General features: G+C 62.3%; 17 protein-coding genes, 1 tRNA gene and 1 pseudogene. 12 read left to right on the top strand and 7 right to left on the bottom strand.

All coding sequences use genetic code 11. From position 1 onward, the window contains the following. Positions 1–64: 64 nt before the first annotated feature. Positions 65–1,105 (bottom strand): ATP-grasp fold amidoligase family protein, encoded by a 1,041-nt coding sequence (locus FJW03_RS16245; RefSeq protein WP_140766453.1) that lies wholly within the window; start codon positions 1,103–1,105, stop codon positions 65–67. Further along, entirely contained in the window at positions 1,060–1,776 is a 717-nt protein-coding gene (locus FJW03_RS16240) for a hypothetical protein (protein WP_140766452.1), read from the bottom strand. Before FJW03_RS16240 ends, FJW03_RS16245 begins: the two co-directional genes overlap by 46 nt. A gap of 79 nt (positions 1,777–1,855) precedes the next feature. Here FJW03_RS16240 and FJW03_RS16235 point away from each other — a divergent pair, with 79 nt between their 5' ends. Continuing rightward, positions 1,856–2,563, top strand: coding sequence for an HAD family hydrolase (locus FJW03_RS16235; protein WP_140766451.1), 708 nt, complete (start codon positions 1,856–1,858; stop codon positions 2,561–2,563). A gap of 71 nt (positions 2,564–2,634) precedes the next feature. Here FJW03_RS16235 and FJW03_RS16230 read toward each other — a convergent pair whose 3' ends face one another. The 3 genes from FJW03_RS16230 to aceA all read right to left on the bottom strand — a co-directional run bounded on the left by FJW03_RS16230 (position 2,635) and on the right by aceA (position 4,905). Next, positions 2,635–3,078 (bottom strand): response regulator, encoded by a 444-nt coding sequence (locus FJW03_RS16230; RefSeq protein WP_140766450.1) that lies wholly within the window; start codon positions 3,076–3,078, stop codon positions 2,635–2,637. Between the two features lie 237 nt (positions 3,079–3,315). Beyond that, positions 3,316–3,558, bottom strand: coding sequence for a hypothetical protein (locus FJW03_RS16225; RefSeq protein ID WP_006202762.1), 243 nt, complete (start codon positions 3,556–3,558; stop codon positions 3,316–3,318). A 57-nt stretch (positions 3,559–3,615) separates the two neighbouring features. After that, the gene (gene aceA, locus FJW03_RS16220) at positions 3,616–4,905 is read right to left on the bottom strand and encodes an isocitrate lyase (protein WP_140766449.1); all 1,290 of its coding nucleotides are present in this window, start codon (positions 4,903–4,905) and stop codon (positions 3,616–3,618) included. 235 nt (positions 4,906–5,140) lie between these two features. Here aceA and FJW03_RS16215 point away from each other — a divergent pair, with 235 nt between their 5' ends. The 6 genes from FJW03_RS16215 to FJW03_RS16190 all read left to right on the top strand — a co-directional run bounded on the left by FJW03_RS16215 (position 5,141) and on the right by FJW03_RS16190 (position 12,123). Further along, positions 5,141–6,586, top strand: coding sequence for a helix-turn-helix domain-containing protein (locus FJW03_RS16215; protein WP_140766448.1), 1,446 nt, complete (start codon positions 5,141–5,143; stop codon positions 6,584–6,586). 152 nt (positions 6,587–6,738) lie between these two features. Next, the gene (locus FJW03_RS16210) at positions 6,739–7,692 is read left to right on the top strand and encodes a DMT family transporter (RefSeq protein ID WP_140766447.1); all 954 of its coding nucleotides are present in this window, start codon (positions 6,739–6,741) and stop codon (positions 7,690–7,692) included. A gap of 325 nt (positions 7,693–8,017) precedes the next feature. After that, positions 8,018–9,115 (top strand): polyamine ABC transporter substrate-binding protein, encoded by a 1,098-nt coding sequence (locus FJW03_RS16205; RefSeq protein ID WP_140766446.1) that lies wholly within the window; start codon positions 8,018–8,020, stop codon positions 9,113–9,115. Between the two features lie 74 nt (positions 9,116–9,189). Further along, entirely contained in the window at positions 9,190–10,329 is a 1,140-nt protein-coding gene (locus tag FJW03_RS16200) for an ABC transporter ATP-binding protein (RefSeq protein WP_140766445.1), read from the top strand. A 10-nt stretch (positions 10,330–10,339) separates the two neighbouring features. Further along, the gene (locus FJW03_RS16195; RefSeq protein WP_140610291.1) at positions 10,340–11,308 is read left to right on the top strand and encodes an ABC transporter permease subunit; all 969 of its coding nucleotides are present in this window, start codon (positions 10,340–10,342) and stop codon (positions 11,306–11,308) included. After that, positions 11,305–12,123 (top strand): ABC transporter permease, encoded by an 819-nt coding sequence (locus tag FJW03_RS16190; RefSeq protein ID WP_140696637.1) that lies wholly within the window; start codon positions 11,305–11,307, stop codon positions 12,121–12,123. The genes FJW03_RS16195 and FJW03_RS16190 overlap by 4 nt, the downstream gene beginning before the upstream one ends. 123 nt (positions 12,124–12,246) lie before the next feature. Here the strand turns inward: FJW03_RS16190 and FJW03_RS16185 are convergent, their stop codons facing one another. Beyond that, positions 12,247–14,097, bottom strand: a complete 1,851-nt coding sequence (locus tag FJW03_RS16185; protein ID WP_140766444.1) for an AsmA-like C-terminal region-containing protein — start codon at positions 14,095–14,097, stop codon at positions 12,247–12,249. 258 nt (positions 14,098–14,355) lie between these two features. On the opposite strand from FJW03_RS16185, the gene FJW03_RS16180 reads away from it, so the two are divergent. Then, positions 14,356–16,326 carry an acetoacetate--CoA ligase gene (locus FJW03_RS16180; protein WP_140766443.1) on the top strand — a complete coding sequence of 657 codons (1,971 nt, stop codon included), beginning with the start codon at positions 14,356–14,358 and terminating at the stop codon, positions 16,324–16,326. A gap of 245 nt (positions 16,327–16,571) precedes the next feature. Here FJW03_RS16180 and FJW03_RS16175 read toward each other — a convergent pair whose 3' ends face one another. Next, positions 16,572–20,456 carry a PAS domain S-box protein gene (locus FJW03_RS16175; RefSeq protein ID WP_140766442.1) on the bottom strand — a complete coding sequence of 1,295 codons (3,885 nt, stop codon included), beginning with the start codon at positions 20,454–20,456 and terminating at the stop codon, positions 16,572–16,574. Positions 20,457–20,705: 249 nt separating this feature from the next. Between FJW03_RS16175 and FJW03_RS16170 the strand changes: the two genes are divergently transcribed. The 4 genes and pseudogenes from FJW03_RS16170 to FJW03_RS30070 form a co-directional block, all read left to right on the top strand. After that, entirely contained in the window at positions 20,706–21,164 is a 459-nt protein-coding gene (locus FJW03_RS16170) for a phasin (RefSeq protein ID WP_140696623.1), read from the top strand. 344 nt (positions 21,165–21,508) lie between these two features. Next, positions 21,509–21,585, top strand: a tRNA-His gene (locus tag FJW03_RS16165). Positions 21,586–22,112: 527 nt separating this feature from the next. Further along, complete coding sequence (locus tag FJW03_RS16155) at positions 22,113–22,865, top strand: CDP-diacylglycerol diphosphatase (protein ID WP_140766441.1); 753 nt, start codon at positions 22,113–22,115, stop codon at positions 22,863–22,865. Further along, positions 22,850–23,383 (top strand): annotated as a pseudogene (locus FJW03_RS30070) (DUF3363 domain-containing protein); the annotation flags it as partial. The gene FJW03_RS16155 and the pseudogene FJW03_RS30070, both read left to right, overlap by 16 nt. Between the last annotated feature and the right edge of the window lie 12 nt (positions 23,384–23,395).

The following is a 23,395-nucleotide window of genomic DNA, read 5'->3' as shown; positions in this document are numbered from 1 at the left end:
AGGATCTCCAGCCAGCGGCGCAAGGCCGCTGCGTAGAGCCTGCGCCAGCCGCGCTGCGGCGTGGTTAGAAACCAGGATTGACGCAGATCCAGTTTTCGCCGCATAAGTCTCTGAGCCTGGTGTTGATTATGCCCTTGCCGGACAGCGGATAGACGGAGAATTCGGAAAAGAAGATGTCGCCGTTCTTCTCATAGAAATCACAGCGCATATGATCGAATGTCGCGGTCAGCGTTTCGGCGATCGCGCGCATGCGCACAAACAAGGCCGGCAGGTCGATAAGCACCCACTGCTTGCCGCTGCCGTCAGGTGGTGGAGCATAGATGCCGTCACGATCGAAATGACACTTCTGTTCGTTGCCATGTTCATCCCGGCGCGCGGCATAGACATATGCCGTCGTGCCGTTCGAAACATGGAATTTGTATTCCAGACGGATCGGCTGGCCGTCCTCCAGCAGCATTTCCTCTACGAACACTTTTCGCTCGGCGCCTTTGTAGCCCCACTCGCCGAACTTCCTGCCATAGCGGCGGCGCATCCAGCGCGATGTTCTTCGCGTCAGCTTGGCTTTGTCCACGCGACCGTTGCGGATCATGATGTTCCAGCGGCAGCCGTGATTGGCCTTGACCACCACGTCACCGGCCAGCAGCTCAGACGGAATCTCTCTCGCATCGCGCCCGGACCACAGGACCTTGGCGCTGCGAAGTTCAGGGCATGTGGACAGGGCATATGCCTTCGAAGCGAGCTTGTCGCACGCCGTGGCGAAGAAGGGATTGTGGTCGAAGATCTTGCGCCACAGGAATTTATCGACGTAGGTAGAAGGCCTCGCCGGATTGGGCAACATGCCGCTATGATTGAATGTGCGCATGCAGATCGCTGGATGGCGCAGAAAGCACCATGCTCTCGCCAGGTGCAATATCGCTTGGTCGCTCATCCGCAACGATGGCATGCTTACCTCTGAGGTTCGTGCGTGACCGCTGCGCGTCGTCTCACGAACACGTCCCTGGTCATGTTGCGCGAGATACTGGTGCGACCGATGACTTCGAGGCGGGGATCGAGCTCTCGTTAGGCGCTTTCCGACCAGAGCCGAGCGAGGGAACAGGGCTCCCACAGAATGATTTGCACACCATCCGGCGCGGTGTCCGCAATGCGCGACACAACGGCGGCCTTTGGTGAAACCATGCTGGCGACATAGACGATCTGCGCCGCGCCATAATCATAGTGGCAACCGTTGCAAAGCTCCGCACGCAAGCGCGTATAGTTCAGCTTCGCCGCGAGCCTGTTCGCGGTCTCCACCGCCTCGGGGACGATGTCGAGACCGACAATTTCAGGAACCGTTGTCTGGTCGTGAATGCGGAACATGGTAAATGGCCGTCCGCCGCAGCCGACCATGACAGCGCGGTGGCAGTCATCGAAATTGGCATGATCGAACACTTCATCGAGGCGTTTGTAGGCATCTTTCGAAGACAGCACGCCAATGTCGGTCTTCTCTGCCGCGATCTGTCCGAAAGACTCTCCGCTCTGCAGGTCCTGCTGCAACATCTGCGCGATTTCTGCGACGTCCTGCGCATGGACCATGTCGGCGAAAATCTGGGTCAGGGCCGGCCGGTAGGCGAAGAATTCCGGATGGCTGTCGAGCAGCGCCTCGCTCGCATCGGGGCCCATGGCGACGCCGAGGTCGCGAATGCTGTTGATCACTTCGGTGGGCGTGCGGTCCCACAAGCTCTGCAAAAGCCGCTCGAGGTCAACCTTCCGGGACTTGAATTTCTGCATGTGCCACACGCTTTATGTTCCTCTTGCTAGCAGCGCCTGATAACGACGTCCATATCGCCACCTTCATCACGCTGGAACCATCACGATCATGCAGTCCTTGACCACGATAGGCTTCGATGCCGATGATACGCTTTGGCAGAACGAGCAATTCTTCCGCATGACGGAAAAGCGCTTCGCGGCCATGCTTGCCGATCATGGCGAGGAGAAGCAGATTTCAGCCCGATTGCTCGAGGCCGAACGGCGCAACCTTGCCGTTTATGGTTTCGGCATCAAGGGATTTACTCTGTCGATGATCGAGACGGCGATCGAGGTCACCGATGGGCGCGTGCCGGCTGCGGTCATATCGGAAATTCTCGATGCCGGCCGTGAGATGCTGAACCATCCGATCGAGCCTTTGCCGCACGCGCGTGAGACGGTGGAGAAGCTCGCCGGCACATTCAGCCTCGTGCTGATCACCAAGGGCGACCTTTTTGACCAGGAGCGCAAGCTGGCCGGGTCCGGCCTTGGCGATCTGTTCGACGCGGTCGAGATCGTCAGCGACAAGAGTGCCGCGACCTATGCGCGCCTCTTCAGCCGCCACGGTGACGGTCCCGCAAAGAGCATGATGGTCGGCAATTCGCTGAAGTCGGACGTGGTGCCGGCCATCGAGGCCGGCGGCTGGGGTGTCCATGTGCCGCACGAACTGACCTGGGTGCTCGAGCATGTCGAGGCGCCCGTCGCCGAGCCGCGGTTCCGTCAGATAGCCGATCTTGGACTGTTGCCCGCACTGGTCGAAAGCATCGGGAAATCGGGCTGATCGCCGCCTCAACTCTTTGTTTTTGCGCAATTCCGTACGGAAAAACGTTGCGCACTTTCCCAGGAATTGCTCTACCGGCTGATCAGGCGATCGATCACCGGCTGCAGCCGCTCAGGCGTGATCGGCTTGGCGACCACGACGTCGACGATGCTCGACAGGCCCAGGCTCTCGGGCGTGCCATTCTTGGTTGAAAGCAGGATCACGGGAGGAAGCGAGTTCCCCGAAGTCCGCCGCAACGTTTCGATGCCGGACATCAGATTGTCGCAGTCCTTGTTGTCGGAGCCGCCGTCCAGCACAATCACGCCGGGTACGAGCGACCGCAAGATCCTCGCCGCCGTATCGGGCGATTCCGAGATTGGTCTGAGCCCGGAACGCTCGACGATCTTCGATACCACCACACGGTTGATAGGCGATTTCCCGACGACGAGCACTTGCGAGCGATCGCGGATCGTTTCGGCGCTGGAATGCCGGCTAATCTGATTCGGATGTCTTGTGGTCTCGCCCTCACGATTCACTGGGCACCCAAGTCGGCCAAGTTCGCCCCCATTTCAATGCAGAGTTGAAATCTGAGGACAATTGGCGTGAGATCGTGGCTCATGTCAAGTTGAAATAAAAGGCCTCTGGTTTGCCCCTGAAAACAATGGATTCAAGCAACAGTACTGTACTGAACTGTCCAGAATCTGATTGCGTAAAAATAAAATTCACCTGCGCACACTTTGCGCAGGTGAAGGGTCGGTTCGAACGATTTCCGATCAGCCATGGCTCTGCTGTGTGACGATCACCGGGATCAGCAGATCGCCCCAATTGCCGTCGCCGCCATGGTGCCTTGCCGAGCGCACCAGCTCCACCGAGACGCCCGCCTCGACCGCCTTCATCACCGACTGGTTGAGCCTGTGCAGATCGTTGGCGAGCATGCGGATCGTCGCCTGCTGGTCGACGCTCATCGTGGTCGATTGCTCTTCCGCCCGTTCCTTGACGCGGCTTATCGATGCCATTGCTCTTCTCCTGTGCTTGAAGCCCTGTTGGGCGTTTCCTCGGTGTTTTCTGATCCGCTATTCCGCGGCCGGTTTGAACTGTGCGTGCTCGGTCGATTCATGCATGGCGGTGGTCGACGACTTGCCGCTGGTGATCGCCATCGACACCGCATCGAAATAGCCGGTGCCGACCTCGCGCTGGTGCTTGGTCGCGGTGTAGCCATTGGCCTCCGCGGCGAACTCGGCTTCCTGCAGTTCGGAATAGGCCGCCATCTGCCTCGCCTTGTAGCCGCGCGCCAGTTCGAACATGCCGTAGTTGAGCTGGTGGAAGCCGGCCAGCGTGATGAACTGGAACTTGTAACCCATGGCGCCGAGCTCCCTCTGGAACTTGGCGATCGTGGCGTCGTCGAGATTCTTCTTCCAGTTGAACGATGGCGAGCAATTATAGGCCAGCAACTTGCCCGGATGGTGCTTGCGGACGCCCTCGGCGAACTTTTTGGCCTGTGCCAGGTCGGGCTTCGAGGTCTCGCACCAGATCAGGTCCGCATGGGGCGCATAGGCGACGGCCCGCGCGATACAAGGTTCGATGCCGTTCCTGACCTGGTAGAAACCTTCGACGGTGCGCCCGGCGTCGTAGTCGACGAAGGGCTGGTCGCGCTCGTCGATGTCGGAAGTCAGAAGCTTCGCGGCTTCCGCATCGGTGCGCGCCACGACCAGCGTCGGCGTGCCCATCACGTCGGCTGCCAGCCGCGCGGCGTTGAGGTTGCGGATATGCGCTGCCGTCGGGATCAGCACCTTGCCGCCGAGATGGCCGCACTTCTTTTCCGATGCCAGCTGGTCCTCATAGTGGACGCCGGCGGCACCCGCCTCGATGAACGCCTTCATGATCTCGAAGGCGTTGAGCGGCCCGCCGAAGCCGGCTTCCGCGTCGGCGACGATAGGCGCGAACCAGGTCTCGACCGAAAGGCCATTGCCTTCGGAGGTTTCGATCTGGTCGGCGCGCTGCAGCGTGCGGTTGATGCGCTTGACGAGTTCCGGCGCGGCGTTGGCCGGATAAAGCGACTGGTCGGGATACATCGCCGAGGCGGTGTTGGCGTCGGCCGCGACCTGCCAACCTGACAGGTAGATTGCCTTCAGCCCGGCGCGCACCTGCTGCATGGCCTGGTTGCCCGACACGGCGCCGAGGGCGTTGACGAAGTCTTCCTCGTGGATGAGCTTCCACAGCCGGTTGGCCCCCATTTCGGCGAGGCTCTGGCGGATCTGCACCGAACCGCGCAGCCGCTTCACGTCCTCCGGCGAATAGGGACGTTCGATGCCGTCGAAGCGACCTTCCGGCGCCGATGGAACGAGGTTGTAAAAATCAGTCATGGATCACTCCGGAGGATTGCTGCACGATGTCGGAACGCCATTTTCTGGGGCGCTGCTATGCGACTGAATTTACATTGCAGCGCAAAATGAGCCAGAAAAATCAGGAAGTTCAGCCAAACATAAGGGAAAATCTGTATTGCGTTTGACAGAAAGGCACTGTAAATTTGTCAATATTGTAAAAACAGGAAGGTGAGATCGTTGCGAGTATCGTGTAAAATCCTGTCAAGGACGGATGATGGCTGACCAGAAGATTTTCGCCGGACCGCGCATCCGCCGCATCCGCAATGCCAAGAGCCTGACCCAGACGGCGATGGCCGAGGGGCTCGGCATCTCGCCCTCCTATCTCAACCTGATCGAGCGCAACCAGCGGCCGCTGACGGTGCAGCTTATCCTTAAGCTGGCATCCGTCTACAAGGTCGACCCGCATGAGCTGCAGGGCGAGGCTAGGGGGTCGGTCGCGGCCTTGAAGGAGGTGTTCACCGATCCGCTGCTGGTCGGCGAATTGCCTGGAGACCAGGAGCTGATCGAGCTTGCGGAGGCGGCGCCCAATGCCTCGGCTGCGGTCATAAAACTGTTCCGCGCCTATCGCGAGCAGGCCGAGCGGCTCTCCGACCTCAACGAGCTTCTGGCGCGGGAGGGGCGGGCGACGGCGCTTTCCGGCGCTCGCCTGCCGATCGACGAGGTGCACGAGACCTTCGAGCGGCGGCCGAACCATTTCGCCGCGCTCGAGGAGGAGGCCGAGGCGTTCACTGCGGTGCTCGATCCCGGTGACGATCTGTTCGGTGCGCTCAAGGCCTGGCTGAAGCGCGAATACGGCATCGTGGTCAAGGTGCTGCCGGTCGCCACCATGCCCAATTGGCGCCGCCGCTATGATCGCCATTCGCAGCGCCTGTTCCTGTCCGAGCGGCTGTCGCCGTTCGACCAGTTGCGCGAAGTGGCGATGGAGGCCTGCCTGATCCGCATGACGGTCGCGGTCGCCAGCGAGATCCAGGCGCTCAAATTGAGCACGGACGAAGCCCGCAGGCTCGCCCGTTTCGAGCTCGGCCGTTATGCCGCGCATGCACTGATGATGCCCTATCAGGCCTTTCACGCTGCCGCCATTCGCGCTCGCTATGACATCGACGTCCTGCGCTCCCGTTTTGGCGTCTCCTTCGAGCAGGCGGCGAACCGGCTCACCATGCTGCAGCGGCCAGGTGCCCCGGGCGTGCCGTTCTTCATGCTTGAGGTCGACAATGCCGGGAACCGCTTTCGCAGAGCCGGCAGCCAGGGCTTTCCGCACAGCCGCTTCGGCGGCGGCTGCCCCAAGCTGCCCGTGCATGCCGCCTTCACCCAGCCGGGCCAGATCTTCGTCGAGGCGGTGGAAATGCCCGACGGCGCCGAGTTTCTGTGCATTGCCCGCACGCTGGAAGGCCCGCAGGGTGCGTTCTCCGAGCGTCCGCGCCGCACCACTCTGCTGCTCGGTTGCGACATCGGCTTTCGCGACGACATCGTCTATGGCGCGGCACTGCCCGGCGCGGCTGCCGGGAAGTCGGGACCAGGCACTGTCGTGGCGACGCCTGTCGGGCCCGCCTGCCGGCTCTGCGAACGCGTCGGCTGTCTGGCGCGTGCCGAACCGCCGGTGACACGTCCGCTCGGCCTCGACGAGATGGTGACCGGCCTGAGTGCCTTCGACTTCCAGTAACGCGGTGGATTCCGATAGAGCGGTCGTGAGGTGCCACAATCGTCGCCGGGCTCTGGATCACGCCCGGCCCGCGCCTTTGCGTTACGCGAACGGAGTATATTTTGTTGTCCCTTGCGCATCGTCCCGTCCACAAAAGCTCGACAGTCGCGCCCATGACAGACGCAGCATCATCACGGAGCCTTGTTGCATCGACCGCCTCGCAGCGCGAGGAGCGCATCGGCTTCCTGCTGGTGTTCCTGTCGGCGCTGATGTGGAGTTTCGGCGGCACAATCGCCCGCTTCATCACTGCCGGCGACACCTGGACGGTGGTGTTCTGGCGCTCCATGTGGGCCGCCGCCTTCCTGCTCTGCTTCATGGTCTGGCGTGACGGTCGGCGCGGCATGCTGAAATCATTCCGCGACATGGGCCTGCCCGGTCTTGCGGTCGGGTTCTGCTTCGCCATCGCGTCGACCGCCTTCGTCGTGGCTCTCGCCTACACCACCGTCGCCAACATCCTTTTGATGCAGGCCGGCGTGCCGCTTCTGGCGGCGCTGTTTGCCTGGGCTTTGTTTCGCGAACGGGTTGGTGTCGTGACCTGGGTGGCGATCGCCGCCGTCATTGCCGGCGTCGCCATCATGGTGTCGGAATCGCTCGATGGCGCCGTGTCGCCCATAGGCGACGGGCTGGCGTTGCTGATCGCATTCATGTTCTCGATCGCCACCGTGATCACCCGGCGCTTCGCCAGCGTGCGCATGACGCCGGCGACCTGTCTCGGCACGATCCTGGCCGCGGGCTTTGCCGCGTCACAGGCCTCGACCTTCTCGGTCTCGGCCGGCGATATGGGTTTTCTCTTCCTTTTCGGCGTGGTCAATCTCGGCATCGGCCTCGCCTTCTTCGCCACCGGCGCGCGCCTGATCCCGGCGGCAATCGCGGCGCTGCTCGGCACATTCGAGCCTATTCTTGGGCCGATATGGGTCTGGCTCATCCATTCCGAAGTGCCGTCCGGGCGTACCATCATTGGCGGCGCGGTGGTGGTCACGGCACTGCTTGTCCATATCGGGCTTGAATTCAAGCGCCAGGCACGGCCGCGGCGGGCAGGGGTTACCGGGGTGCCGTCGCCTAATTGATGCCGCCACCGATGCTTTGCCATTGACAACGTTGCTGCCGCCCGGGCAGGCTGTGAACACGGCAACAACAAGACAGGCCTATCTTGCCAAGTCTCCCCGGCAACCCGATCGAGACCGGACCACATTTCTGTATTTCTGTCCGCGCGGCGGCGAAAGCTTCTGACGGCACCGTCATTCCCTCCAGTCCGGGACGATTGCCGGGCCGCGTCGGGCGCGCCGATTGGCGCTTGTTGTCCCCTGGAAAGCTCAATAGTCTGAAGCAAATGCCCGGCCGCGCGCACGCCGCGACGAGTCGGCGATGGAACACTCACCAAAGGAGAATAGCATGATCCGCAAAGCGCTATGGCTTTCGGCGACCTCGGTATTTCTGGCGCTTCTGACGCCTGCAGGACATGCGGAGGACCGCGTCGTCAATGTCTTCAACTGGTCTGACTATATCGACCCGACGATCATCGACGACTTCACCAAGAAGACCGGCATCAAGGTCGTTTACGACACCTTCGATTCCAATGAGATCCTGGAAACCAAACTGCTTGCCGGCGGCAGCGGTTATGACGTCGTCGTGCCGAGCGGCAATTTCCTTGCCCGCCAGATCCAGGCCGGCGTGTTCCAGAAGCTCGACAAGTCGAAACTGCCGAATATTTCCAACATGTGGAACACCATTCTGGAACGAACCGCCAAATACGACCCCGGCAACGAGTATTCGATCAACTACATGTGGGGCACGGTCGGTATTGGCTACAACGTCAAAAAGGTGCAGGCGGCGCTCGGCACCGACAAAATCGACAGCTGGGACGTCTTTTTCAATCCTGACAGCCTGAAGAAGCTCAGCGATTGCGGCGTCCACGTGCTCGATTCTCCGGCCGACATCATACCAGCCGCGTTGGAATATCTTGGCCTCGATCCAAACAGCACGTCCGCCGACGACATCGCAAAGGCCGAAGAGACCCTGCTGAAGATCCGGCCCTATATCCGCAAGTTCCATTCTTCCGAATACATCAATGCCTTGGCCAATGGCGATATCTGCCTAGCCATTGGTTTCTCGGGTGACGTGTTCCAGGCTCGCAGCCGCGCGGAAGAAGCCAAGCAGGGTGTCGAAATCGGCTATTCGGTGCCGAAGGAAGGCGCCCAGATTTGGTTCGACCAGATGGCGATACCGGCCGATGCGCCGCATGTCGCCGAGGCGCATGAATTCATCAACTACATGATGACGCCGGACGTGATCGCCAAATCATCGAACGCCGTGCTCTACGCCAACGGCAACAAGGCGTCGCAGCAATTCGTCGACAAGGCGCTGCTTAGCGACCCGGCCGTCTATCCGGACGATGCGACCTTGCAGAAACTCTACACGGTCTCACCATACGATCCCAAGACCCAGCGCGTCATCACGCGCACCTGGACCAAGATCGTCACCGGCCAGTAAGTCATGGGATGCCGCCCCGGCAGCCAACTGCCGGGGCCGCCTTTCCTTGGGAATTTTGAAGCACGGAGTTGGAAATGAAATCGCTTGGCAGCATCCGCAGGGATTTCGCGCCATGGAACGACCCGAACGCCAAGCCATACATCCAGTTCGACAACGTCACCAAGAAGTTCGGTGATTTCACCGCCGTCAACAATTTGTCGCTGACCATTTTCGAGCGCGAATTCTTTGCACTGCTCGGCGCGTCGGGTTGCGGAAAGTCGACGCTGCTCAGGATGCTTGCCGGTTTCGAGGAACCGTCGGCCGGGCGCATCCTGCTCGATGGTCAGGATCTGCGCGGCATTCCGCCCTATCGCCGGCCGGTCAACATGATGTTCCAGTCCTATGCCCTGTTCCCGCATATGACGGTGGAGAACAACATTGCCTTTGGCCTGAAGCAAGAAGGCATGGCCAAGCCCGATGTCGAAAAGCGCGTCGCCGAGATGCTGAAGCTGGTCAAGCTCGAGCAGTTCGCCAAGCGCAAGCCGCACCAGCTCTCCGGAGGCCAGCGCCAGCGCGTCGCGCTTGCCCGCTCGGTCGCCAAGCGGCCGAAGGTGCTGCTGCTCGACGAGCCGCTCGGCGCGCTCGACAAGAAGCTGCGCGAGGAAACCCAGTTCGAACTGATGGACCTGCAGCAGGAGCTTGGTCTGACCTTCGTCGTCGTCACCCACGACCAGGAAGAAGCGATGACCATGGCCGACCGCATCGCCATCATGGACAAAGGCGAAGTGATGCAGGTCGCGACGCCGGCGGAGGTTTACGAGGCCCCGACGTCGCGCTTCGTGGCGCATTTCGTTGGCAACGTGAACATGTTCGAAGGCAAGGTTGCCGAGCGGACCGACAAGACAACACGCATCACCGGCGCGACCGGAGCTCAGATCGTCGTCGAGAATGGCACCGCCGCCGCGACAGGCGCGGACATCATCTTCGCCATCAGGCCGGAGAAGATCAGGGTGTCGTCGAAGAAGCCGGCCGATGCCGTCAACGCATTGGAGGGCGAAGTCTACGACATCGCCTATCTCGGCGACATGACCGTCTATCACGTCAGGCTGGACGACGGGCAGCTCGTGCGGGCAAGCGCCCTGAACGCGGCGCGCGTGAGCGAGGATCCGCTGACGTGGAACGACCGCGCCTGGGTGTCCTTCCGGCCCGACGCCGGCGTCGTGCTGACACGGTAAGGGGGCTGATATGTCCAACATCGCTGTCACCGATGCCGCCGTGCCATCCACCGGCGGCCAGCCGTTTGGGGCACGGCTGGCCGCCGGTTTCGTCAACCGGCTCGTCATCATCGTCCCCTATTTGTGGCTGCTGTTCTTCTTCCTCATCCCCTTCGTCATCGTTTTCAAGATTTCGCTGTCGCAGACGGCGATCGCCATGCCGCCCTATACGCCGGTGCTCGACTTCAGCGACGGCGTCTCCGGCTTCTTCGTCGGGTTCCGTGACCTGAACTTCGACAATTATGTCTGGCTGACGCAGGACGCTCTCTATTTCAAGGCCTATGTCACCAGCCTGATCATCGCCGCCATTTCGACCGTGCTGACGCTGCTGGTTGGCTACCCGATCGCCTATGGCATGGCGCGTGCGCCGGCCACCATCCGCCCGACATTGCTGATGCTGGTCATCCTGCCGTTCTGGACGTCGTTCCTGATCCGCGTTTATGCCTGGATCGGCATCCTGAAGCCCGAAGGCCTGCTCAACCAGCTGCTCTTGTCGCTGCACATCATCAACCAGCCGCTGGTGATCCTCAACACCTATACGGCGATATTCATCGGCATCGTCTATTCCTATCTGCCGTTCATGGTGCTGCCGCTCTATTCGTCGCTGGAAAAGATGGACTATTCGCTGATCGAGGCGGCCAAGGATCTCGGCTGCCCGCCGACATCAGCCTTCTGGAAGATAACCTTCCCGCTGTCGCTTCCCGGCGTTATTGCCGGCTGCCTGCTGGTCTTCATCCCGGCCGTCGGCGAGTTCGTCATCCCCGATCTGCTCGGCGGGTCGCAGACGCTGATGATCGGCAAGACCTTGTGGAACGAGTTCTTCGCCAACCGTGACTGGCCGGTATCTTCGGCCGTGGCCGTCATCCTGCTGTTGCTGCTGACCGTGCCGATCATGCTTTTTCAACGAGCGCAGGCGCGTGCCCAGGAGCAGGATAAATGAACGCCACCTGGAGCCGCTTCAACGTCAGCTCGATCGTGCTTGGGTTTGCTTTCCTGTACCTGCCGATCGTGCTGCTCATCGTCTTCTCCTTCAACGAATCCAAGCTCGTCACCGTCTGGGGCGGCTTCTCGACCAAATGGTACGTGTCGCTGTTCCACAATCAGGGCCTGATGGACGCCACTTGGGTGACGGCGCGCGTCGGTGTCATTTCGGCGACGGTGGCGACCGTGCTCGGCACGCTGGCGGCACTTACCCTGACGCGCTACACGCGGTTCAGGGGCAGGGTGCTGTTTTCCGGAATGGTCTTTGCGCCGCTCGTCATGCCGGAGGTGATCACCGGCCTGTCTCTGCTGCTGCTCTTCGTTGCTATCGGCCTCGACCGTGGCTTCTTCACCGTGACGCTGGCTCACATCACGCTCACAATGTGCTTCGTGGCGGTCGTTGTGCAATCGCGCCTGGTTTCTTTCGACCGTTCGCTGGAGGAGGCGGCGATGGATCTCGGCGCCACGCCGGCGAAGACCTTCTTCCAGATCACGCTGCCGGTCATCATGCCGGCGATCGTCTCCGGCTGGATGCTGGCCTTCACGCTGTCGCTCGATGATCTGGTTATCGCCAGCTTCACCTCCGGGCCGGGCGCCACCACGCTGCCGATGAAGATCTACAGCCAGGTCCGCCTCGGCGTGACGCCGGAGATCAATGCCGCCTGCACCATCCTGATCGCGGTTGTCGCGGTCGGCGTCATCGTCGCTTCGATCGCCAACAAGCGGCGTGAAGTGCAGCGCCAGCTCGACGAGCGGGCCGCGCAGCGCGGGTGAGGGAGACGGAAGCCGAGGCTGGAGCCGTTCACCGTTTCATGGAAACAAGCGAACCGCTCCGACTTTTTGTTTTGTTTTGACGCAATTCCAGGAAACCCGCTTCACACGTTTCCTGAAATTGCCCTATTCGCCAGAGACGCCGCGGCTTATCGGTGAAATGAACGGCGTGCTCCACGTTCCGCCGACGAAGAAGGACGACTGGTTCGGCCCCTGCTGGCCGTTCTTCTGCGCTGCCTGGTCAGGCTGAATGACGCCGCCGGACAGCGCCAGCCCGCGCCCCGCATAGGAGGCGATTCCGGAAAGCCAGATCTTGTATTTCGCCGAATTGGCCTCGGCCTTGTCCAGCCTCGCCACGCCTCTCGAAATGGTTGCCTTCACTTCGGCGCCGTCGATCGGCAGCGTTCCGTCCGAGACATCGTCCAGCGCGAAGAAGCCGCCCTGTTCGGTATGCTTGAGAAAGGCCGGCAGGTTGAATTTGCTGAGCGCGCCGGGGCCGAAGGTCGCCGTCACCGAGCCGTCGGCGTTTTCGAAGATGGAATCCCAGGTCCTGCCTGGTCCCTTGAGGATGACCGAAACGGTGCCCGTGCCGACCGGCACCAGCCGGGTCATCCCGGCCGCCGTGCCGAACGCGCCGCCATCGACATCGGAAGCAAGCAGCCGGATCTCGACCTGGGTGCCTTCGGGCTTGCGGTCGAAACGAAGGCTGCTCTGGATGTTGCCGCCAAAGGCCGAGGCATCGGAGATGTCGAAGACGGAAAGACCATCCTTGACCTGGGCGGTTGCGGCCACGTCGGCGAGTTGGATACTGCCCGCCGTGGCATGCGCGGCCGACAGCCTGAGATCGAGGTTGACCCGGTCGGCAAAACTCGTGTCGGCATCACTAGGTCCAGCTCCGCTCGCCGGCCCCAGCGGCGTGAAGGCGGACAGGAATGATCTGAGATCGAGCGTGTCGAAGGCGAGCGTGCCGGAGATCACCGGCTGTGCATCGCCAAGTGACAGGTCCAGCGCGCCCATACCGGGGTTGTTGTCCAGCGCCAGCGCGGTGTTTTCGAATTTGACGCGTCCGGCCGACGCAGTGACCTTGCTCGAAATGCTGACGGAGCCGATCGCCGCGCTTGGCGCGATGCCGGTCTGCGACCATTCCAGTACGCGGCGGAGCGAGGGTGCTGCGAACTTCACCTGGCCGTCGAAATAGCCATTCTCTGACGTGCTGGCCATGCCGTCGAAGGAGAAGGTGGCGGGCGCGGCCTTGAAAGACAAGGTGAGCGGCGCCGTGCCGCCGGCAAACAGCACCAGCGGCTTCGGGGAAGCGGCATCCACGGTCACGCTTTCGCCGCGCCAGATCCCGGTTGCCGACAGTGTCGCATTGCTGTTCATCGCCGCCCAACTGGCCTGGCCATTAAGGCTGCTCAGGATTTCCACGTCCTTGCCGTTGACCGAAGCCACCATACGCCCATCCCTGAACTCGACCGTGCCGAAGGCATCGGCCGGCAGCTTATCGAGGTCAGGCTTGGCGGGGTTGGCATTGACGACGCCGCGGGCGGTGTCGATGGAGCGTGCGATGCGGCCGCCGGTCGGTGCTGTGGGCAGGAACAGGCCGTTTTCCGTGCGCTGGACCCGGATCGTCGGCCGCACCAGCCGCGCCGTGGAGAACGCCACATCGCCCTGCAACGCCGCCATGGCCGAGAGGTCGACCTCGACCCGTTCGGCCTCGACGACCGGCGGCGCGTCGGTGTCCGTCCACTTTGACAGCGTCACATCGGTCAGGATCGCGCGGAATTTCGGCCAGACCTCGATGCGTGGTGAGCCGTCAATGGCAACCCGGAATCCACTCCAGGCGCTCATCTCCCAGGCGATGCGGTCGCGCACGATGCGCGTCGAGGCGATCAGGGGCAGGGCGGCGACCACCAGAGCGATGACGATCACGGCAGCGCCGATCGCCCATACTCCGCAGCGTATCAAGGATGATGGCATATCGCCCCGTATGCTTCCATTCCGATAAAATCATCCGACGGGTATAACCGCTGTCGTTACCACGACTCCCTGTCGCTACCACGACTCGCTGTCGGCACTACGACTTCCAGCCGTCACTACGACTTAGGGCTGACGCATTTCAAGTCTTTATGGCCCGGCGATGGCATTTGCGCACACCCTGGCGGTATCAGCCGAACAAAATCTTGCTCTGCTGCGCTGCGATATGCATAAGCGATGACGACCCTGGGAGGATCGATCATGGCTGCCGAAGTACCACTCTGGACCCCGACGCAAGACCAGATTGACGCTTCGCCGTTGACTGCTTTCATGAAGGCCGCGGAGGCGAAAGCCGGCACTGCATTCGCCTCCTATGCCGACCTTCATGCCTGGTCGATCGAGCATCGCGAGGCATTCTGGAGCCTGGTCTGGGACTTCTGCGACGTCACAGGCGACAAGGGCGCCGGTGGGGGCGAGCGCGTGCTCGTCGATGGCGACAGGATGCCCGGCGCCGCCTTCTTCCCCGATGCGTCGCTGAATTTCGCCGAGAACCTTTTGAAGAAGACCGGCGCGGCCGAGGCGATCGTCTTTCGCGGCGAGGACAAGGTCGAGCGGCGGCTGTCATGGAACGAACTGCATGGCCTGGTCTCGCGCCTGCAGCAGCTTTTCGTCTCGCTCAAGGTCAAGAAGGGCGACCGCATCGCCGCGATGATGCCCAACATGCCTGAAACTGTCGCCGCCATGCTGGCCGCGGCCTCGATCGGCGCGGTGTGGTCATCCTGCTCCCCCGATTTTGGCGAGCAGGGCGTGCTCGACCGCTTCGGCCAGATCGAACCTGTGATCTTCATCGCGCCCGACGGCTACTGGTACAATGGCAAGGCGATCGAGGTTGCCGACAAGGTCGCGGCGGTCGCGGCCAAGCTTGGCAGTGTCCGCAAGGTTCTGCTCGTCGACTATCTCGGCACCTCGGCCGATGTGGCTGATACAATCGACAAGGCCGTGGCGATGGAAGAGGCGCTGTCGCCCTTCGCCGCGAATGCCGTCACCTTCGAGCGGCTGCCATTCGCGCATCCGCTCTACATCCTGTTTTCATCGGGAACCACCGGCATTCCCAAATGCATCGTCCATTCGGCCGGCGGCACGCTGATCCAGCATGTCAAGGAACACCGCCTGCATGCCGGTCTCTTGGATGGCGACCGCTTCTTCTATTTCACCACCTGCGGCTGGATGATGTGGAACTGGCTGGTGTCGGGGCTGGCCTCCGGTGCCGCACTGCTGCTTTACGACGGTTCGCCCTTCTATCCCGACGGCAACGTTCTGTTCGACTTCGCCGATGCCGAGAAGATGACCTTTTTCGGCACCTCGGCCAAATTCATCGATTCCGTGCGCAAGGCCGGCCTCAAGCCGATCCGCAGCCACGACCTGTCGAGCGCGCGCAGCATCTCCTCCACCGGTTCGCCGCTGTCGCCCGAGGATTTCCGCTTCGTCTACGACGGCATCAAGAAGGACGTGCATCTGGCTTCGGTTTCCGGCGGCACCGACATCGTCTCCTGCTTCGTGCTCGGCGTGCCGACCCAGCCGGTCTGGACCGGCGAGATCCAGGGCCCCGGCCTTGGCCTTGCCGTCGACGTCTGGAATGATGATGGCAAGCCGGTCAGGCAGGAGAAGGGCGAACTGGTCTGCACCAAGGCGTTCCCGTCCATGCCGATCGGCTTCTGGAACGATCCCGACGGCAAGAAGTACCAGGCGGCCTATTTCGAGCGCTTCGACAATGTCTGGTGCCATGGCGATTTCGCCGAATGGACTGTTCATGGTGGCATGATCATCCATGGCCGCTCCGACGCCACGCTCAATCCGGGCGGCGTGCGCATCGGCACGGCCGAGATCTACAACCAGGTCGAGCAGATGCCGGAGATCCTGGAAGCGCTGTGCATCGGCCAGGATTTCGACAATGACGTGCGCGTCGTGCTGTTCGTGCGGCTGGCCGCCGGCGTCCAGCTGGACGAGGACCTGGAAAAACGCATCCGCGCCAAGATCCGCGGCGGCGCGAGCCCTCGCCATGTCCCGGCCAGGATTGTCGCCGTAACAGACATTCCGCGCACCAAGTCGGGCAAGATCACCGAACTTGCCGTGCGCGACGTGGTGCATGGCCGCGCCATCAAGAACAAGGAAGCGCTCGCCAACCCGGAAGCGCTGGAACTGTTCAGGAACCTGCCACAGCTTGCCGAATGAGCCCAACCGGCATGGTTAATGAAATATGGCGCGCGAATTTACCTAGATTTCACGAGTGGTACACATTCGTAAATTTTCCGCGGCGCCGGTAAGGACTTGTTAAGGCCCGACGCCGATAGTCGCACCTAACTTGAGGGAGAAATCCCGTTCCTCGGCCCCAGAGGATCTGAATTCGCTCAAGCCCCCGTTGTGACAGCAATCCAATCCTTAAGGCGTCCTCCAGGGCGCCTTTTCTTTTGGATTTGCTACTCCGCCAGCACCCGGGTCGACGGGAAAGCGACCTCCACCAGCGTGCCTTCGCCAGGCGTCGAATTGATGGTGAAGCGGGCGCGGTTCGCTTCCACCATCGCCTTGGTCAGCGGCAGGCCAAGGCCGGTGCCGTCGCCGCGGCCACGCTTCAGGGCGTTGATCTGCTTGAACGGTTTCAGCGCCTGCTCGATCTCGGCCGGGCTCATGCCGATGCCGGTGTCGCGCACCCGCATCACGACGTCGCCCGAGGTCTCGTAGGCGGTCGAGACGATCACCTGGCCGCCAGCCTGAGTGTAGCGGATGGCGTTCGACAGGATGTTGAGCGCGATCTGGCGCACGCTGCGCAGGTCCGCCACCACTTCCGGCAGCCGAGAGGCGAAGCTGGAGCGGATGATGACGCGTTCGCGGTTGGCCTGCGGCTGCATCATAGCCACCGTCTCGGCCAGCGTGTCGTTGAGCGAAACGGCCTCGTAGGCCATCTCCTGCTGGCCGGCCTCGATCTTGGAGATATCCAGGAGGTCGTTAACCAGATCAAGCACATGATTGCCCGAGCGGTTGATGTCGCGCAGATAGTCGCGGTAGCGGTCATTGGCGACCGGCCCGAACTTCTCGTCGACCATCAGTTCTGAAAAGCCGATGATGGCGTTGAGCGGCGTGCGAATCTCGTGGCTGATGCGGGCGAGGAAGTCGGTCTTCTGCGAGGAGGCGCGCTCGGCCACCGCACGCGCCTGGGTGAGATCCTCTTCGGCCCGCTTCCACTGCGTGATGTCGCGCACGACGGCACAGAAGCCGCTGTCGTTGGGCAACCGGCCGATGGTCATGAACAGCGGGATGAAGCGGCCCTGCGCCTCGCGCCCGATCACCTCGCGGCCGTCGTTCAGGACGCTCGCCACGCCGGGCTCGGACAGTCCGCTGAGATAGTCGCGCGCCGCGCGCTGGCTTTCGATGGCAAACAGCGAGGCGAACGGTTTGCCGGTCACCTCGTCGCTATCAAAGCCGAACAGCGCCTCGGCCGGGCGGCTGATCGAGCGGATGGTGCCGTCGCTGCCGATCAGCACGACGCCGTCGGTGGCGGTGTCGATGATGGTGCGCATCTCGGCGATGCGTGCCTTGAGCTCGGAAATGTCGGGCTGCGTCTGTTGCTCGCCGACCACGTGCAGGGCCGCCGGCGCCTCGTCCTCGCCGGAACGGCGTACGACCAGCATCAGTGCCTTGCCGTCGCACCAGGGAACCGAGCGCAGGATGGCGTCGATCGGGAATTCGTGTCCGTCGCGCGTCCTAAGCCGCAGCGCATGGTCACTGCCGTCGGAGGCGCCGTCATCCGCATAGGGATCGGCAAACAGCGCCCCCAGGCCGCCGGCATCCTCAAGGTCCTCGAGCGCGGCGTAACCGGTCAGGTTCAGGAACTCCTCGTTGGCATAGTGCAACTGGTCACCCGAATGGATGAGCAGGGGCACCGGCAGCTTGCCGAGCAACAAGGTATCAGGAGCCTTGCTTTCGTCTCCGACGGAAAAGGCGGACGGCAAGAACCCACTGGCTTTGAGCGGCGGCACCTGCAGGCGTGGCCGTTCAGCCGGGCTCTCGGCGGCGCCGCTTGCGCTTTCGGTTGCATCGGCGGGCGCAACGGCCCGCTCATCGGCCATGGCGGCTTCCTCGCCGTCGGCCCAATCCTCATTGTCTTCGGCGTCGCGAAAATCGGCCGCCGTCATGCTGTCATCGTCGACAGCATCGGCTTTGGCAATGATCGGTTCGCCGCCGGTCGCGAGAATCTCGGCGGTCCTTGGTTCCGCCGCTGGGTCGGAAACCCGTGGCTGGTCGCTATTGTCCGCGACAGGGCCGGCTTCGTGACCCCGGCCGGCATAGTCAAGCAGCGAGCCTGCTTGATTGGACAAGCTGCTGGCGGGCTCCCTATGCGCTGCCTCGTCTGGTTGCGCACCGTCAAGCCGTGTCAAGTCCTCTTGATCCCCGGCATCGGTCTCGGATGGCTCGGCCGGTTCTGTATCGGGGGTCGACGCAACCTCGCCTGCCGCCATGGCCGGCGCTTCGGCCTCCGGCTTCGGGACCTCAGCTATTTCGGCCGGGGATTCAGCGGGCGCCTTGGCCGCCGCTTCATCCGTGCCGGGCTTTTCCGCTTGCGGAGGCTCGGCCGGCGAACTGTCCTTCCTCAGCCGTTCGCCGATCTCGCGGAAGGCGCTTCGCTCCAGCGTCGACAATCCCTTGTCGTTGGCTGGCTGCCGGTGTTCGGCCAGCCGGATGACCTTGTCGGCGAAGCGCCGCTCCGGTTTTGGCACGATGGTCAGCGCCGGCACCTCGCCCTTGAACGGATCCGCCGCGTTGGGCTCCTTGGCCTTCGGTTCCTCGGCGACAGGTTCGGCGGCTGGCGGTTCTGGCGCAGCCTGCGTCTCGCCATTGGGCACCAGCGCCATGCCGATCGCTTCCGGATCGACGACCGCGTCGCCGCTACGGGCAACGCCGAAGCCGCGGAAGCCTTCGAAGGCGCGGCTGCGGCCATAGACCGGCAAAGCCGCCAGGTCGACGGGGATCTTCATGTCGGTGCCGACGACCGGCCACAGCACGGAACGGCCCGACCACGTATCGCGCCGCTCCAGGAGGCCGGCGATCTCGCCCGACGCATCGAGGCCGAAAGCCGCCGCGACATCCCTGAAGCGCCGGCCGATCACATCGGCGGCGGGCTTGCCGACAATGTCTGCGAATTCCGGCGACAGCGCGCTGAACCTGCCCTCGGCGTCGGTGCGCCAGACGAAGCGCATCGGCGCCGCCGAACGGCCTATCGTGCGGGCGGCCGGGGTTGCGGTCGAGGCGGAAGGGAAGGTGGCCAGGACGCCGTCCGGCCCGTTCCTTTCCCCGGAAGCTCCGGCGACGGCCTGTCTGGTCTCGGTCTCCGGGGCCGGCGTGGCGTACTCGGGCCGATGATCGTCCTCGCCCGCATGGAAGTACCAATGATCGTGCTGTGGAGACGTGCCGCCGGTCGCCGGCTGATCGCCGTTTGCCGCCACCGGTCCGGCTGGGCCCGCAACGTCGGTCGGCTTCGGGGCGCTCTCGGTGACGGCTTCAGAAGAGGTGGGTTCCTGCCTGGCCGTTTCTGCCTGTGGATCCGCCGCGGGCTCCTTGTCCGGATCTGGCCGGGATTGCACGGCGGGGGCACCCGCCGCGTCGGAAGGCTCGTGCGCCGGCGTTCCGTCTGCGACGTCGGCGTCCTCGAGCCGATCCTCGTCGATCACTACCAGCAGATGCCGCTCCGGCGTCAGCCGGGCGAGGCCGGCCGGGTAGGAGGTCCTGCTGCCCGGAACCAGGCGCTTGACGATGCGGTCGCCCTCGGCAGCCACATCGGCCACCAGGGCCGCCAGCGTCGCGGGCTGGATGCCCAGCGCTGAAAATCCTTCCGAGGCCGCCTCGACATTGCCCTTGGCATCGACGAAGGCGATGAAATGGCCGTCTTCGGTGAAGCCACTGATCGCCCGGCTGGCGATCTCGGCAACACTTCGCGAGCCTGTCTGTCCCGCCGGCACCACCAGCATGATCGCCTTTTCGTCATCGGGCAGCGTCACGGCACTTGCAAGAAAGCCGACAGCGCGGCTGGTCACACCGGTTGCCAGCCGCACCATGATGGCGCGATCGCTGCCGATCTCAGGAAAGCCGCTGGTCGCCATCACCTGGCGGCGGGCGATCAGCGGCAGCCGCGCCGAGGCGCCGATGATCGCCTCGATTTCGGGGTAGCCGAACACGGCTGCGCCCGGGCCATTGGCCCAGATCACCTGCTCCAGGTCGACCGACAGAATAGTGATCGCATCGCCGGCGGCAAACCGCTCGCGGACCGCGTCGAGCACGGCGACGTCGAGGAAGGAGTATTCGGACGGCATGCGCTTGGCGGACCCTCACGGAGCGGCGAATTTGCAGTTAACGCTTTGTTAATAAAAGCCGGTGGCGCGAAGGTCCACAAGCCAGAACGTGCAAAGGCTGGAATTTGGGCTTTTGGTTAACGGCCAAAAGAATCTTTTTGTGCACTGCAACAAAGATATTGCAATGCACAAAAAATGCCTTTATATTGCCATCATAGATGAAGGAGACGGCTTTCTGTCAAAGCCGCTGCCGCTGAAAAAGGATGGAAAATGTCCAGGACCAAGACCGCCGAGACGATCGAAAACGTTGAATTCCCGAGCTTCGACGCTTCCAAGGCCACCGACCAGATGCGCGCTTTCGCCGAAAAGGGCGTTGAGCAGTCGAAAGAGGCCTATGCCAAGCTCAAGACCGGCGCCGAGGAGACCCAGAAGGCCCTGGAGTCGACCTACGAGACCGCCAAGACCGTTTCGAGCGACCTGTCGCTCAAGACCATCGCCGCCCTGCGCGCCAACGCCGAAGCCGGCTTTTCGCACCTCGAAGCCCTAATTGGCGCCAAGTCGCTGTCGGAAGTCGTCGAGCTGCAGACCGCCTTCCTGCGCAAGCGCGTCGAGATGACCGTCGAGCAGACCAAGGACTTCCAGGCCGTCGCCTCCAAGGCGGCCGAGGACGTCTCCAAGCCGATCAAGACCGCCTTCGAGAAGGCCGTGAAGGACATTAAGGCTGCCTGATAGTTGCGCGTGATCGGAAAATGCAACGAAAGGACGCATTTCCCCGGATATGATCAAGCGTATGATGGCAGCCATCAACGAATACCCGGCGGGTGGAACCTCCTCCCTCCACCTCCGGGTGACCAGCCAGCACCTCCTCCCGCTGGCTCGTAACAGGAAAAGGCCGGCACCTCCTCCCGCCGGCCTTTTTCTTTGCCTTGTGCACGTAGTGCCGCTGTGGGGAAGTGGTCTTTGCTTTGCAAAAGCCTTGAATTAAAATCCATAAGCCCGTAAGGACGCATCGCCGAACGACAGAGCGGATCAAGTGGGACGGGATTCCTGCAGGGATTTGCTCAGGCAAGTGTGCCGTTGTAGCTCAGCTGGTTAGAGCGCCGGATTGTGGATCCGGAGGTCGCTGGTTCGATCCCAGCCAACGGTACCATCGGCGCATCTAAGTAACTGATTTCGTTGGATAAATCCTCCGATTTTGACGAGGGCATTGCCCCATTTTGAACTTTTGCGCTACCTATTGTGCTACAAATGGTACGTTCAAGACATGGGAAGACGCCGCGAAGAGCAAGACCCTGACCGCTCTCGGCCTCCATTTCCAACCGACTGGATTCGCGACAAGATATTTGCACCTGGCGCGCTGGCGACGCTCAATGATGAGGCACGCGGTATCGTGCTTGCCTTTGCGGAAACGGGTGCCAGGCCAAGCGAACTCGCCAACCTCCACTTAGGCGTCATCCATCTCGATCATGAAGTGCCGCACATTTCGATCGAGCCACGCGACGACCCTAATGATCCGCGCGAGATCAAGACCGCTTCATCGTGCGCAAGGTGCCCCTGGTGCGGCCAAGTCAGCAAAGCCGGGCCAGCATCAAATTCACCCCACGCGCCCTGCGATCGTATGATGACCTGGGCCACGGTTCAGAGATGCTCGCCTGATCGGCACAGGTTTGATAAGCAATGGCGGCCTTCGGCGGGAATAGGGGGCTTCGGCTAGTGGTGACATTGCTGGTCGCAGTGTCGGCTACCGCCGCCTACGCTTCCTTCAAACGAAAGGTATTGTGGGAGACAGTGCAGACCTGCGCCCTCACAACTGTACGTCTCGGGGCAGCCTTTCCCTGCGAGGAGGTGACCCTGCCCAAGGATGGGACGTTTGGATCGGCCCTCATCAAATCACCGCTGCACCGAACCGAGTTTGTGCTGACCCCAATTTCGGCGGTTGCGGGCTTGGAGAGCCCACTTGCCCAATCCATTGCCGGCGCCCAGCTTTGGAGCGCGGCATGGGAGGCGCGACGGAAAGTTGAAGCGCAACTTGGACGTCGCCTGCCACGATCGGCCATAGGCCTGGCAGTCAATTCTCGGAACGAGCGGTCTCAGGACCAGTTGCACATCCACGTCGATTGCTTGTCGAAATCGGTAGAAACGACGCTCGCTCTGAACGGTCCGAAGACAGGCGCGCCTTGGCAACCGTTTCCTGTGATATTGAAGCGGCGTCCCTATTGGATAATGGCGCTCGACGAGCCTGATCTGCGAACTGCCAACGTAATCGGCCTTGTTGTTGCTGGATTGCCTCACGGGCAACGCGCCATGTCTCACTTAAATGTCATCGTCGCCGGTGCAACGCTCGCTGATGCGAGGCCGGGCTTCTACATTTTGGCGAATTGGGAAAAGGCGGGCGAGCGCCTCCTCGATCACAGATGCACGTCGCGCTAAAATCTGACATCGGCGACGGGAACGGTTGCGCGCTCCTGTTCTCACCCGCGTTTGCTCCGCCACGGCGATCGGCGTACTGGCGATCGAGCATGATAAGAAGTGCATTCGTTTCTGCTCAACAGGCGAATTGGTCCATCCGCGCACGTGCGCGGCTCGAAGCGTTGCGGCGCGCCAGCATTGTCGAGCGCCTCGATGCCGACCATTGGAAGATCCCGAATGACATCGCCGATCGCGGTGCTACCTACGACACCCGCAGCCACGGCAAGGACTTCATTGTCCGTACGCTTTCCTTCCTCGACCTCGACAGCCAGGTGACAAGCGACGGCGCGACTTGGCTTGACCCGGAACTGGCCTCGCCAAACCGGACCTCGCTGGCACAGGCAGGCTTCGGCCGGGAGGTGGCCGCATGCCTCGACGGACGCCGGCAAAGCCTCATCGATATAGGCTACGTCACCCGATCGGCCGAGGGCGGCGTCCGCGCCCCGCGCGACCTGCTTCAACGCCTTGAACAGGCCGAGATCGCCCGCGTC

Origin of the sequence: Mesorhizobium sp. B4-1-4, assembly GCF_006439395.2 — a bacterium.
GTDB lineage: Bacteria > Pseudomonadota > Alphaproteobacteria > Rhizobiales > Rhizobiaceae > Mesorhizobium.
This window is presented reverse-complemented; position numbering and strand designations above follow the sequence as displayed.